Genomic DNA, 13,338 nt, shown 5'->3' on the forward strand with positions numbered 1-13,338 from the left:
CACAGCTTAAGGTGGTAATTGCGTTCGGCGCAAGCGGAACGAAAGCCACCCCCGCCGCAGGGCTTTGGCCGAGTGGACCCGTCCGGCCTAATCTGCGCCCCGATCGGGTGACGGAGCGGGCATGACGAGGCGCAGGCTGCTGTTGGAGGATGCGCTCCTGCCCTCGGGCTGGGCGCAGGGTGTCGTCCTCGAGATCGAGTCCGGCTGGATCCGCGCGGTCCAGCCCGGCGGCTCGCCGGAGGGCTGCGAGCGGGTGCCCGGCATCGCCCTGCCGGGAATGCCGAACCTGCACAGCCACACCTTCCAGCGCGCCATGGCCGGGCTGGCCGAGATCCGTGGCCCGGGCGAGGACAGCTTCTGGACCTGGCGGAACGTGATGTACGGCTTCCTCGGGCGGCTGACCCCGGAGGATGTGCAGGCCGTCGCCGCCCAGGCGATGGTGGAAATGCTGGAGGGCGGCTTCACCGCGCTGACGGAGTTCCATTACCTTCACCACGACCCCGCCGGCCGCCCCTACGACAATCCCGCCGAGATGGGCGCCCGCGTGGCCGCCGCGGCTGGTGAGACGGGAATCGGGCTCACCCTTCTGCCCGTGCTCTACACCTATGGCGGCTTCGGCGCGCAGCCCGCGACATCCGGCCAGGCCCGTTTTCTCCACGGCGTTGACGGCTATGCCCGCCTGCTCGAGGCCTCCGCCGCCGCGATCGCCCCGCTGGAAGATCCCGCGCTGGGCATGGCTCCCCACTCCCTGCGCGCCGTGGCGCCCGAGGGGCTGCGGGCGATGCTGGACATCCGGAGCGAGGGCCCCGTTCACATCCATGTCGCGGAGCAGATGCGCGAGGTGGAGGACTGCCTCGCCTGGTCCGGCCAGCGCCCCGTCGCCTGGCTGCTCTCCCATACCCCGGTGGATCCCCGCTGGTGCCTTGTCCACGCCACCCACATGGACCCGTCGGAGGTGGAGGGGCTCGCCCGCACGGGCGCCGTGGCAGGCCTCTGCCCGATCACCGAGGCCAATCTTGGCGACGGGGTTTTCGAGGCACCGGCCTTCCTCGCCGCCGGAGGCCGTTTCGGCGTCGGGTCGGATTCGAACGTGGAGATCGCCGCGCCGGGCGAGCTGCGGATGCTGGAATATTCCCAGCGCCTCGCGCGCCGCGGCCGCAACCTGCTGGCCTCGGCACCCGGCGCCTCCACCGGCCGCAGCCTCTACGAGTCGGCGCTGGCCGGTGGAGCGCAGGCGGCGGGCCGCCGCATCGGCCGCATCGAACCCGGCCACCGCGCGGACCTCGTGGTGCTGGACCGGACGCATCCCTCCCTCGCCCTGGCCGAAGGCGACGGCTGGCTCGACACCCTCACCTTCAGCGCCGGGCCGGCCGCCGTAGACACGGTGATCGTCGGCGGCCGCAGCGTGGTCACCGGCGGGCGGCACCACCGGCGGGAGGAGATCGCCGGGCGCTACAGGGCGGCTATGGCCGGGCTGGCGGGCTAGGCCGCCCGTCCCGGCCGTTCCAGCCCCAGGTTCTCCCGCAGGGTCGTCCCAGCATACTCCTGCCGGAACAGCCCGCGCTCCTGCAGGATCGGCACGACGAGACCGACGAAATCCTCGAACCCCTCGTGGAACCAGGGCGGCATGACGTTGAACCCGTCCGCCGCGCCCCCGGTGAACCACTGCTCCAGCGTGTCCGCGATCCGCTCCGCCGAACCGCAGAGAACCCAATGCCCCCGCGCCGCGGCCGTAAGGTTGTAGAGGTCGCGCAACGTCATGCCCTCCCGCCGCGCCTTGCCCAGCATCACGCTCGCGAAGCTGTGGTAGGTATCGGGCAGCGGGATGTCGGGGATCGGGCCGTCCAGGTCGTAGCCGCCCATGTCCACGCCGAGGCGGTCGCTGAGGAGCTGCCGGGCATTGCCGCCGTCCACGAAGCCCTGCAGCACGGCCAGCTTGTCGAAGGCCTCCTTGTCCGTGCGCCCCACCACGGGCATCACGCCGGGCAGGATCGTCACATCCTCCGGCCGTCGTCCGAGCGGCGGCAATCGCGCCTTGAGGGCGGCGTAGCCCGCGCGCGCCTCCTCAAAGTCCTGCACCACGGAGAAGACGACATCCGCCGTCGCCGCCGCCAGCGCATGCCCGGGCTCCGACCCGCCGGCCTGCAGCACCACCGGATGGCCTTGCGGCGAGCGCCCGATATTGACCGGCCCCTTCACCTGAAAATGCGGGCCGTCATGGTCCAGCGCCCGCACCCGGGATGGATCGATGTAGAGGCCGCTTGAGCGATCGGCCACCACGGCGTCGTCCGCCCAGCAATCCCATAGCCCCTTCACCACCCCCAGGAACTCGCGCGCGATCGCGTAGCGCTCCGCGTGGTTAGGATGCAGCTTGCCGAAGTTCGGTGCGGCAGCCGGGCTCGCGCCCGTCACCGCGTTCCAAGCCGCGCGCCCGCCGCTGATATGATCGAGCGAGGCGAAGGCGCGCGCGACGGTGAAAGGATCGCTGTAGGTGGTGGCCACCGTCGCGCCCAGCCCGATATGGGTCGTGCTCGCCGCCAGCGCCGAGAGCATCGTCAGCGGCTCCAGCCGCAGCGTGTAGGACGGATGGGCGGCCGGATCGGCGTAGAGGTTGTCGCCCATGAAGATCATGTCGAACCGGCCACGCTCCGCCGTCCGCGCGATCTGCCGTAGCGCCGCCATGTCCTGGAAGCTGTCCACCGCGCCGGGGTAGCGCCAGCCCGCGACATGGCTGCCTGTTCCCAGCAGGAACAGGCCCAAATGCATTTGCCGCGCGCTCATCGCCAGAAGATCACCTTTCGCTCCACCCAGCCGATCAGCCCGAAGAAGGCAAGGCTGATGGCCGATGCCACGAAGATGGCCGCCCAGACCTGCACGAAGTCGATCTGCACCACCGCCTGGTATATGATCCAGCCGAGGCCGCTCCGCGCGCCCAGCATCTCCGTCACGATCGCCACGATCAGGCTGCGCACGGTCGCCACCCGCATCCCCGCGGCGATCAGCGGCATTGCCGCCGGCAGCCGCAGCCGCCACAGCACCGAGGCCTGACCCGCGCCGAAGCTCCGCAGCAGGTCCACGGACCGCCGATCCACCCGGTCGAACCCCGCCAGGGCGCTGAGGAAGACGGTGAAGCCCACGGCCAGCGTCACCATCACGATCTTGGAGGAGACGCCGATCCCGAACCACAGCAGCACCAGCGGCGAATAGGCCGCCACCGGCACGGAGTTCACCGCCATCACCACCGGCATGATTCCCGTGCGCGACCAGGGCAGGATGGTGATGACGGTCGCGAGCGCGATCCCGATGGCCGTGCCGAGGCCGTAGCCCAGCAGCGCTTCCAGCAGCGTGGTCGCGCCGCCGGACAGCAGATCGGCCCGCTGCGCCCAGATCCCGCCGAGGATCTCGCTCACCGCCGGCAGCGTATAGGAAGGCAGCGCGAATCCCCGCGCCGAACCCTCCCAGAGCAGGACGATCAGCACGGCGCCCAGCACGCCGCGCATCGCGGAGCGGCTCACGCTTCCGCCCCCCAGAACACCAGATATCGCTCGGCCAGGGCCACCAGCGCGTAGAACCCCGTGCCCAGGACGGCGGCGCAGAGGATGGCCGCCCACATCACCGTCACCTGCTCCGTGTACATGGCCTGAAGCAGGATGACGCCGAGCCCGGTCGTGTCCCCGAACCACTCCCCCACGATCGCGCCGACAAGGCTGAGCGAGGCGCCAAGCCGCAGCGCGACGAAGATCTGCGGCAGGGCCGAGGGCAGCAGCAGCCGCAGCAGGACCTGCCGCCCCGTCGCTCCGAAGCTGCGCAGCAGCGCCATCTGGCGCGGGTCCACGGATTGCAGCCCCACCAGCGTGTTCACCGTGACGGGGAAGAAGGTGAGATAGAAGGCGATCACCGCCTTAGCCAGCAGCGTGTTCCCGAACCACAGCACCACCAGCGCCCCGAAGGCGATGACGGGAATGGTCTGGGACACCACGAAGACCGGGAACAGCATGTCCCGCAGAACCGGCGCCCGCAGGAACAGGACCCCGTTCAGAACGCCCACCGCGACGCCGGCCGCGAAGCCGATCAGCGTCTCCAGCGCGGTCCGCAGGAAGCCCGCCGCATAGGCCTCCGGCGTCGCCGCGATCGTGGACAGGATCGCGCTCAGCCGCGGCAGGTATTCCGGTCGGATGCCGAAGCCCAGCACCGCCCCTTCCCAGACCGCCGCCGCGATGCCGAGCCCGAGCACAAGCCTTCCCAGCCCCATCAGGACGGGCGCGGCGCGGCGCAAGCCTGCCGCGCCGCGCGGGGCCGGGAGGGCAACGGCCCCGCTCAAGCCATCCGATCCGCGACGGGGATTGCCGCCAGGAAGCTGCCGTCATAGGCCTTGGCGAGATCGACCGGCTGCTTGATCACGTCGTTCTGGCGCAGGAAGTCATGCGCCGAGCGGATTGCAGCGTCGTCGATCCAGAACAGCCCCTGCTGCGCGGCGGCGCCGGCCGTCATCAGCTTCCCGGCCTCCACCAGCATGAATTCCTGGTGCGCGCGGTCGAGCGCGGGCGAGGCCGCCATCACGACGTCCACGCCCGCCTTCTGGTCCTTCAGCGCGTCCCGCCACCCCTTGATCGAGGCGCGCAGGAAGCCGCGCACCGTCTCCGGCTTCTGCCGCGCCGTCGTCTCGCTCACGATCAGCGTGTCGCGCGGGAAGGTGATGCCCTCGTCCTCGGCCACGAAGGTTCGCAGCTTCTCGCGGCCCATGCGGGTCATCAGCGTGTAGAACTCGTTGTACTTCGTGGCCGTCACCACATCGATCTGCCCTTCCACGAAGGGCGTCACGGAGACCTGCTGCGGCTGCATGGTGAAGTCGCCCGGCTTCAGCCCGATCTTCGCCAGCATACCCAGCAGCACGTAGTTTGCGCCGGTGTACCAGGTGGTGACCGTCTTGCCCTTGAAGTCCTGCAGCGTGCGGATCGGACCATCGGCGCGCGTCACGAAGAAGAAAGGCGTCTGCTGGTGCGAGACGCCGATGCAGACCACCGGCAGATTCTTCTCCCGCGCCGCGAAAACGCTGTCCGTCCCGCCGGAGAGGCCGAAGGTATCCGCCCCCGTGGCCACCAGGTTCTCCGTCAGCAGGTTCGGCCCGCCGGGATTGATCGTGAGATCGATGCCCTCGGCTTCATAGTAGCCGCGCGCCTTGGCAAGGTAGAAGCCGGCGAACTGCGTCTGCGCCAGCCACTTCAGCCGCAGCGTCGCCTTCTGCGTGCCCTGGGCGCGCGCGACGAAGGGAAGGATGGCAGGCGCCGCGGCGGCGGCCGTGAGAAGGGTGCGCCTCTGCATGGGTCCGGTCTCCTTGGGGGTGCCCCGATGGGCGTTGGTGTTCGTGGTCCGGCCGGCGCCGGTGGTCAGGCCGCCATTCCCGAGGACTGGAAGGACTTCATGCTCTCCTCCTCGATGGCGGCCAGGATCTCGCGCTTGATGGCGATGAACTCCGGCGAGGTGACCAGCTCCGCCGGGCGCGGCCGCGGCAGGTTCACCGGCAGGGCAAGCTTCACGGCGCCGGGACGCGCGGTCATCACCAGCACCCGGTCGCCGAGGAAGATGGCCTCGTCCACGTCGTGGGTGATGAACAGCACCGTGCGCCGGTGCCGTTCCCACACGTCCAGGAGCCAGCGCTGCATGATGCTGCGCGTCAGCGCATCCAACGCACCGAAGGGCTCGTCCAGCAGCATCAGCTCGCGCTCGAACAGGAAGGTTCGCATCAGCGCCACGCGCTGGCGCATGCCGCCGGAGAGCTGGTGCGGGTACTGCGCCTCGAACCCGGTCAGCCCGAATTCCGGCAGCATCCGGAGCGCCTTCGCGCGGGCCGTCTTGCGGTCGGCCCCCTCGATCTCGTTCGCCAGGATCGCGTTGTCGATCACGTTGCGCCAGGGCAGCAGCAGGTCGCGCTGCGGCATGAAGGACACTCGCCCGAGCAGCTCCCGCGCGTGGCAGCCGCGGCCCTTGAAGCGCATCGCGCCCCCGGTATCCGGCTCGTCCAGCCCGGCCACCATGTTGAACAGCGTGCTCTTCCCGCAGCCGCTGGGCCCGACCACGGTCACGAACTCGCCCGCCGGCACGCTCAGGGACAGTCCGCGCACGGCCTGGACGGCGCCGAAGGTCTTGTCGATCCCGCGCAGTTCCAGGAGGGGGCTCGTCGCGTCCATGGGCTCAGGCAAACCGGGAGGATCCTTGTATAAGGAGCATGTCTCCCGGCATGCAGATAGCGGGATTACCCCTCCGGCTCAGCAACCGCCATGCCAGCCACGCCTTTCTCGAAGCAGCGCCCACCGCGAAGGGTCCAAATTCAGCGGCACGGGATATGCTGCTCGGCATACAAAATTGAGGAAATTGCACACACATGAGCGAAGCTGAGGCCTGCCAGGAGGCAACCCGCCCAGGAATGAGGCAGGAACCCCTCTCCGTCACCGGGGGCGAGACGCTCGCCAGCGCCCTGCGCCGGCGCCTGGAAGCCGATATCGCCGATGGTCGCCTGGACCCGGGCACCCGCCTGGACGAGCAGGACGTCGCCCAGCGCTTCGGCGTCTCCCGAACCCCGGTGCGCGAAGCCTTCCGCCTTCTCGCCTCAGACCGCCTGGTCGAGCTGCGCGGGCGACAAGGCGCCGTGGTCCGCAGCATCGGCGTCCACACGCTGATCGAGATGTTCCAGGTCATGGGCGAACTGGAAGGCCTTTGCGCCCGCCTCGCGGCTCGCCGTGCCTCACCGCGCCAGCTGGAGCGGATGACGGCCATCCACGCCCGCCTGGAAGCCGCCGCGGAAAGCGGCCCGGACCTCTTCTACGATGTGAACCAGGAGTTCCACGAAGCCATCTACGAGGCTTCCTGCAATGTCTTCCTGGCCGAGGAGACGCGGAAGCTCCGCAACCGCGTCGCTACCTACCGCCGCCGTGTCACCCGCATGCCGGACCGGATCCGCGACACCATCCGGGAGCATGCGGAAATCATGGATGCCATCGCCGGCCGCGACCCGGAACGCGCCCACTCCGTCATGCGCTCTCACCTCACCCTTCTCGGCGACAACCTTCTGGACTTCATCGCAGCCTTCGAGTGAGAGGTTGGTATGCAAATTGCTGCACCTTGCATACTGAACATCGGAGCCTTTCCTTGAAGCTCGATCTTACCGGCAAGACGGCCCTCATCACCGGCGCCTCCAAGGGCATCGGCCTCGCTTGCGCCGAGGTCTTGGCGGAGGAGGGCTGCCACCTCCACCTCGCCGCCCGCAACGGCGCCGCCATGGAGGATACGGCCGCCCGCCTGCGCGCCGACCACGGCGTGCGCGTCACCGTCCACGCGGCCGACCTCGGCAGCACCCCCGCCATGGAGGCCCTGGCCGAGGCGGCGGGCGAGATCGACATCCTCGTCAACAATGCCGGGGATATCCCCTCCGGCAACCTCGCCTCCGTCACGGACGAGGCGATCCGGCGCGGCTTCGACCTGAAGGTCTTCGGCTACATCGCCCTCACCCGCCTCTTCTACCCGCGCATGAAGGCGCAGGGCGGTGGCGTGGTGATCAACGTGATCGGCAACAGCGGCGAGAACTGGGACGCCGCCTACTTCGCAGGCTCCACCGGCAACGCCGCCCTCATGTCCTTCTCCAAGGCCATCGGCGGCCGCAGCCTGGACGACGGTATCCGCGTGGTGGGCATCAACCCCGGCCCTGTCGCCACGGACCGCATGCTGAAGATCATGCGCACCAAGGCGATCGACATGCTGGGCGACGCGGAGCGCTGGGAGGAGCTGTTCGACAAGTACCCGGGCAAACGCCCCGCGACGGCGCGGGAATGCGCCGATCTCGTCGCCTTCATGGCTTCCCCCCGCGCCGGCTACATCACCGGCACCGTCGTCACCATCGATGGCGGCATCGCCGCCCGCGGCTCGGTGATCTGACCATGCCGCTCGACGCCACCGAGAAGGCCCTCGTCCGCAACCGCTACTTCGACGAACTGACGGCCACCCCAGACCTGGCCTGGATGGGCCAGAACACCAACCACATCGCCGCCCACCCCGCCGTGCGCGCGGCGATGGTGGCCGCGATCGAGGGCGGCGAGTTCAATGCCTACGCCCCGCCGCTCGGCTTCGAGGCCCTGCGCGCCGCCATCACCGCCGATCTTGGCGTACCCGGTGCGGAGGCGCTGGTGACGGAGGGCGGGGTGAACGCCCTGGCCCTCGTCTGCCGCGCCCGCTGCAAGCCCGGCACCCGCTTCGTCACCACCGATCCCAGCTGGAAGTGGCCGCTGATGTTCGCCCGGCAGGCCGGCGCCGAGGTGGTGGAGATCCCGATCTACGACCCGGGCACGCAGTACAAGCTGACGCCGGAGGCCCTGGCCGCCGCGGTCGATCACACCACGACGGTCATCTACCTGGTGGACCCCAACAACCCCCTCGGCATCCGCTACACCGCCGAGGAGATCACGGCCTTCGCGCGGATCGCCAGGGATTGCGGCGCCCTGCTGGTGCATGACTGCACCTACCGCGATTTTGCCGACGGCCACCATCCCGCGCTCAAGGTCGCGCCGGAGCACTCCGTCGTCTCCCTCTCCTTCTCCAAGTGGCTCGGCCTCGCCGGCATGCGGATCGGCGCCCTCGTCACGCCCCGCGGCCTTTTCGGCGAGTTCGCGGCCCAGGCCACCAGCGTGCTCGGCGCCAGCGTCATCGCTCAGCGCGCGGCGCTGGCTGGCCTCTCCGTCAAGAAGGAATGGATGGAGGAGGTTCGCCGGATCGACACCGCCAACAAGGTCATGATCCGGGACGCCGCCGCCGCTATCGGCCTGACCTGCCCCGTCTGGCCCAGCCACGGCAACTTCCTGGTGCTGGAGACCGGCGCAACCGGCCTGCGCCCGGAAGCTCTGGTGGAGGCCGCCCGGCGCCGCGGCATCATGATCCGCCAGGGCACCTATCACACGGAGCGCTTCGGCGACCGCTTCATCAAGGTCAGCACCTCCGTTCCCACCGAATGGGCCGAGCGCCTGCGCGACGCCTTCCCCGCCATCGCGGCGGAGGCGCGCACCCTCAACGACGTCGCGCCGCAGTTCTGAAGGGGCACACCATGCCGCGCATCACCACGAAGGACGGGATCGGCCTGCACTACGAGGAGGTCGGCGAGGGCACGCCGATCCTCTTCATCCACGAGTTCGGCGGCAATCACGAGAGCTGGGAGCCGCAGCTTCGCCACTTCTCCCGCCGCTATCGCTGCATCACCTACGCCGCGCGCGGCTACCCGCCCTCCGACGTGCCGACGGAGCTGGACCGGTACAGCCAGGCCATCGCGGCCGACGATGCCGTCGCCGTCCTGGACGCCCTCGGCATCGAGAAGGCCCACATCGTCGGTCTCTCCATGGGCGGCTTCTGCACCGTCCATTTCGGTCTCCGCACGCCGGAGCGCGCCCTGTCGCTGACCGTCGCCGGCGCAGGCTACGGCTGCGAGAAGGAGTTCGAGGAATACTTCCGCGGTGTCTCCCGGGAGGTGGCGGATCAGTTCGAGAGCATGGGCGCCGAGGCCTTCGCCCCCATCTACGGCTCCGGCGCCTCCCGCGTGCAGTTCCAGAACAAGGACCCGCTGGGCTGGCAGGAATTCGTGGACCGGCTGGCCACACATGACCGCGTCGGCGCCGCCATGACCATGCGCGGCGTCCAGGCCCGCCGCCCCTCCTTCTGGGACCTTGAGGACGAGCTGAAGGCGATGCCGGTCCCCACCCTCGTCGTCGTGGGCGATGAGGACGACCACTGCCTACAGCCCGGCATCTACCTAAAGAAGACTATCCCGGCCTGCGGCCTCTCGATCTTCCCCAAGACCGGCCACACGCTGAACCTCGAGGAGCCGGCCGCGTTCAATGCCCTGCTCTCCGAGTTCTTCGCTCAGGTTGAGCACGGCGCCTGGAAGGTGCGCGACCCCCGCGCCCTCCCCGGCCAGGTGATGAAGACGAAGTGAAGCCGCGAATCGACGCGGACCGGCTCTGGCAGCGCCTCATGGCGCTGGCGGAGATCGGCGCCCTGCCCGGCGGCGGCGTGGACCGTCAGGCCCTCTCCCCCGGCGAGACCGAGGCCTGGCGCCTCGTCATCGCTTGGGGTGCGGACGCGGGAATGGAGCCGTCCACCGACCCCGCCGGGAACCTCTTCCTCACCCTGCCCGGCCGCGACCGCGCCCTGCCGCCGCTGGTGATGGGCAGCCACCTCGACACCCAGCCCACCGGCGGCAAGTTCGACGGCGCCTTCGGCGTCCTCGCCGCGCTGGAAGCCGCGCAATCCCTCGGCGCCATCCCCGCGCGGGACGTCACGGTCGTTGCCTGGATGAACGAGGAGGGCAGCCGCTTCGCCCCGGGCATGATGGGATCGGAAGCCTTCGCCGGCGTCCGCCCGCTGGACGACATCCTCGCTGCGGGCGACGCGGCGGGCACCACGGTTGCCGAAGCCCTGGCCGCGCTGCACGCCGCCTTTCCCGCCATCCCCCGCCGCCCGCTGGGCTTCCCGATCGGCTTTTACCTGGAGCCGCATATCGAGCAGGGTCCGGTGCTGGAGCAGCGCCATGCCCCCATCGGCATCGTCACCGGCATTCAGGGCAAGAAGACCTGGGAAATGGTGGTGCAGGGCCAGGAGGGCCATGCCGGCACGCTGGACATGGCCGACCGCCACGACGCCCTCGCCGCCTTCGCCCGCATGGCGGACGCGATGTTCAGGGAAGTCGGCACAACCGACTCCATCATCAAGCTCACTATCGGCCTGGTGCGGATGGAGCCCAATGCCCCTTCCGTCGTCCCCGCGCGCCTGACCTTCCGCATCGACCTGCGCCATCCCGACAACGCCGTCCTGGACGCCGCGGGGGAAAGGCTTGAGGTCCTGGCCGCCACCCATGCCCCGCCCTGCACGGTCCAGGTGAGGCGCCTCGTCGATGCCCCTTCGAACGACTTCGATCCCGGCCTCCGCGCCTGCATCGCCGCGGCCGCTGAGGCCCTGGGCCACGCCGCGATGCCCATCCTCTCCGCCGCGGGCCACGACGCCCGCCACATGGCGCCGCTCTGCCCCGCCGCCATGATCTTCATCCCCTGCCGTGACGGCGTGAGCCACGCGGAGCACGAATGGGCTGAGCCAGCCCATGTCGCCGCCGGCGCCGCCGTGCTGGCGGAGGTGGCGGCGGGCCTCGTCCTGGAGCCCGCCGCATGAGCGACATGGCCGACCTGCCCGTGCAACTGCCGGAGGCGCCGCGCAGCGCCGCCGCCGGGAGAGCGCGCTTCTTCAACTCCGGCAACGCCTTCAACATCAAGCTGCCGCCCGTCCCCGCCGCAGACTTCGCCGCGGTGCTCGCGGAAGCGGAGGCACCCGGTGCCCGCACCGGCCTCTACGCCTGCGACCAGGCCGGCGCGCTGGGCTGCCCCTTCCCCGCCACCACCCCGTTGATGCTGGCGCGCTACGCTCGCATCCGCCCCGGCGAGACCCTGGCGCTGGATCTGACGGCCACCGGCCTCATCGTCCACGCGCTGCGCGGCCGGGGAGACGCCGGCGACTTCACCTGGGACGCCGGCGACATCTTTCTCCTCCCCGGCGGCCCGGCGGCCCTGCACGCGAGCGAGGACACCCTCCTCTGGATCGTCACGGACGAGCCTCTGCTGGCCCTGGACGCCGCCCGTCCCGGCCCCGTCCCGCTCGCGCCAGTCCACTACCCCGCACCCGAGATCGAGCGGCAGCTCGCGATCCTCGCGGACTGCACCACCAACCCCGGCACCTCGGGCCTGGCCGTGATCTTCTCGTCCGACACGCTGGAGGCGGCGCGCAACCTCACCCCCGTCCTCACCCTCTCGCTCAACACCCTGCCACCGGGCGATGCCCAGCCGTCGCACCGCCACAACTCCGCGGCCGTCACGCTCGTCCTGCAGGGTGATCGCTGCTACTCCACCATCGGCGACCAGCGCTGCCTCTGGACGCCCGGCACCACCCTCGTCACCCCGCCGGGCGAGCCGCATTCCCACCACAACGGCGGCGCAGTGCAGGCGCGCTTCCTGATCGTCCAGGATGGCGGGCTGCACTATCACGCCCGCACTATGGGCTTCGCCTTCCTGGATCGGTGACCGGACAAAGCACGCCTCCCGGCCCGACCGGGGCCGTGACAGTTTTCTGAATTCAGCTCCGGGGCGCCTGAACGCCCGTTGCCGCCTCGGCCATGCTGCCGGCAGCGGCCAGGGCGGGGCGCTCCGGCCGCCGAATGAGGACGGAGCACGGATGCCCGACATCGGCCTGCCCCCCTGCCACGGCCTCCTCTGGGCGCGGCGCCTGGACCGCCCGGAAGTCCTGGACGACGCCGCCGTGGAGGCAGCCCTGGCCCATGGCCGGCCGGGCATGGAGCTCTGGCTGCACTTCGACCTGCGCGACGCCCGGGCACACCGCTTCCTCCATGCCCTGCCCGGCCTGCCTCCGCAGGCCCGCGCCGCGCTCGACGAGCGCACGGAGATGGCCCATCTCGACACGGAAGGCGACGCCCTCTGGGGAACCCTGCCGGACTTCCACCACGAGGTGCTGGAAATGCCGGACCCCTTGCAGATGGGCATCCTGCACGTGGCCCTGGCCCCGGGCCTTCTCGTCACCGCCCGCCGCCATCCGCTCCGCGCCCCACAGCTTGCCGGGGAAGCACCGGCGCTCGCCGGGACGGCCGCGCAGCAGTGGGACCTTCTCCTGCGCGCCATCCTGGACGGCGTCGGCCGTGCCGCCACAACCCTTTCCGTGCGCCTGGACGCGATCGAGGACCGTCTCCTGCAGGAGCGTCCGGTCGCCCGCACCGAACTCGCGCGGTCGCGGCGCGATACGCTCCTCCTCCACCGCCGCCTCGAACCTGCCGCGAAGGTCTACGAGGAGATCGCCGAGGCCGCCCCTGCCTGGCTCGCTCCCGCGGGGCACGATGCTGAGCGCGCCGCCGCCCGCTTCGGCTCCGCCCTGCGCAACATCGCCTCCCTGCGGGAGCGGGGGCGGATCGCGCAGGACGACCTCGCCGCTCGCACGGCAGAGGAGACGAACCAGCGCCTGATGGTTCTCTCCGTCCTCACCGCCATCCTGCTGCCGCCTACCCTCGTCACCGGCGTGTTCGGAATGAACACCACGGACCTTCCCGGCACCTCGGAGCCTGGCGGCTCCTGGTGGGCCTTCGGCGCCATGATCGGCGCCGCCCTGCTGGCCGTCCTCATCCTCACCGTGCTGGGCTTCATCCGCCTGAGCCGCCGACCGGCGCGCTGATCCCGGCCGCACGCGTCACAGTTCCTTCACGCAACTGCAAAACCCCTGTCAGCACTCCGCCCTAGTCCCCGCCACGGGGTT

At 70.4% G+C, this 13,338-nt stretch carries 13 protein-coding genes; 8 read left to right on the forward strand and 5 right to left on the reverse strand.

What is annotated here, in order from left to right; translation table 11 throughout:
* The first annotated feature begins 121 nt into the window (after positions 1–121).
* Complete coding sequence (locus J5Y10_RS10910) at positions 122–1,486, forward strand: formimidoylglutamate deiminase (protein ID WP_209373461.1); 1,365 nt, start codon at positions 122–124, stop codon at positions 1,484–1,486.
* Here the strand turns inward: J5Y10_RS10910 and J5Y10_RS10915 are convergent.
* From J5Y10_RS10915 to J5Y10_RS10935, 5 genes are all read right to left on the reverse strand, one after another.
* Complete coding sequence (locus J5Y10_RS10915; protein WP_245214541.1) at positions 1,483–2,781, reverse strand: LLM class flavin-dependent oxidoreductase; 1,299 nt, start codon at positions 2,779–2,781, stop codon at positions 1,483–1,485. The genes J5Y10_RS10910 and J5Y10_RS10915 overlap by 4 nt on opposite strands.
* Positions 2,778–3,515, reverse strand: coding sequence for an ABC transporter permease (locus J5Y10_RS10920; protein WP_209373464.1), 738 nt, complete (start codon positions 3,513–3,515; stop codon positions 2,778–2,780). The genes J5Y10_RS10915 and J5Y10_RS10920 overlap by 4 nt, the downstream gene beginning before the upstream one ends.
* Positions 3,512–4,321 (reverse strand): ABC transporter permease, encoded by an 810-nt coding sequence (locus J5Y10_RS10925; protein WP_209373466.1) that lies wholly within the window; start codon positions 4,319–4,321, stop codon positions 3,512–3,514. The genes J5Y10_RS10920 and J5Y10_RS10925 overlap by 4 nt, the downstream gene beginning before the upstream one ends.
* Positions 4,318–5,322, reverse strand: a complete 1,005-nt coding sequence (locus J5Y10_RS10930; RefSeq protein ID WP_209373468.1) for an ABC transporter substrate-binding protein — start codon at positions 5,320–5,322, stop codon at positions 4,318–4,320. Before J5Y10_RS10930 ends, J5Y10_RS10925 begins: the two co-directional genes overlap by 4 nt.
* 65 nt (positions 5,323–5,387) lie before the next feature.
* Complete coding sequence (locus tag J5Y10_RS10935) at positions 5,388–6,200, reverse strand: ABC transporter ATP-binding protein (protein ID WP_245214542.1); 813 nt, start codon at positions 6,198–6,200, stop codon at positions 5,388–5,390.
* Positions 6,201–6,424: 224 nt separating this feature from the next.
* Here J5Y10_RS10935 and J5Y10_RS10940 point away from each other — a divergent pair, with 224 nt between their 5' ends.
* The 7 genes from J5Y10_RS10940 (at position 6,425) to J5Y10_RS10970 (ending at position 13,257) form a co-directional block, all read left to right on the forward strand.
* Complete coding sequence (locus J5Y10_RS10940) at positions 6,425–7,093, forward strand: GntR family transcriptional regulator (protein ID WP_209373469.1); 669 nt, start codon at positions 6,425–6,427, stop codon at positions 7,091–7,093.
* Between the two features lie 53 nt (positions 7,094–7,146).
* Complete coding sequence (locus J5Y10_RS10945; RefSeq protein WP_209373470.1) at positions 7,147–7,929, forward strand: SDR family oxidoreductase; 783 nt, start codon at positions 7,147–7,149, stop codon at positions 7,927–7,929.
* Between the two features lie 2 nt (positions 7,930–7,931).
* Positions 7,932–9,077, forward strand: coding sequence for a pyridoxal phosphate-dependent aminotransferase (locus J5Y10_RS10950; RefSeq protein WP_209373471.1), 1,146 nt, complete (start codon positions 7,932–7,934; stop codon positions 9,075–9,077).
* An 11-nt stretch (positions 9,078–9,088) separates the two neighbouring features.
* On the forward strand, positions 9,089–9,970 hold the full coding sequence (locus tag J5Y10_RS10955; RefSeq protein WP_209373472.1) for an alpha/beta fold hydrolase: 882 nt from the start codon (positions 9,089–9,091) through the stop codon (positions 9,968–9,970).
* The gene (locus J5Y10_RS10960; RefSeq protein ID WP_342452894.1) at positions 9,967–11,199 is read left to right on the forward strand and encodes a hydantoinase/carbamoylase family amidase; all 1,233 of its coding nucleotides are present in this window, start codon (positions 9,967–9,969) and stop codon (positions 11,197–11,199) included. The genes J5Y10_RS10955 and J5Y10_RS10960 overlap by 4 nt, the downstream gene beginning before the upstream one ends.
* Positions 11,196–12,101, forward strand: coding sequence for a cupin domain-containing protein (locus tag J5Y10_RS10965; RefSeq protein ID WP_209373473.1), 906 nt, complete (start codon positions 11,196–11,198; stop codon positions 12,099–12,101). The genes J5Y10_RS10960 and J5Y10_RS10965 overlap by 4 nt, the downstream gene beginning before the upstream one ends.
* A gap of 151 nt (positions 12,102–12,252) precedes the next feature.
* The gene (locus J5Y10_RS10970; RefSeq protein ID WP_209373474.1) at positions 12,253–13,257 is read left to right on the forward strand and encodes a CorA family divalent cation transporter; all 1,005 of its coding nucleotides are present in this window, start codon (positions 12,253–12,255) and stop codon (positions 13,255–13,257) included.
* Positions 13,258–13,338 lie beyond the last annotated feature (81 nt).

It is taken from the genome of Roseomonas indoligenes (genome assembly GCF_017813365.1).
Classification (GTDB): Bacteria; Pseudomonadota; Alphaproteobacteria; order Acetobacterales; family Acetobacteraceae; genus Roseomonas; species Roseomonas indoligenes.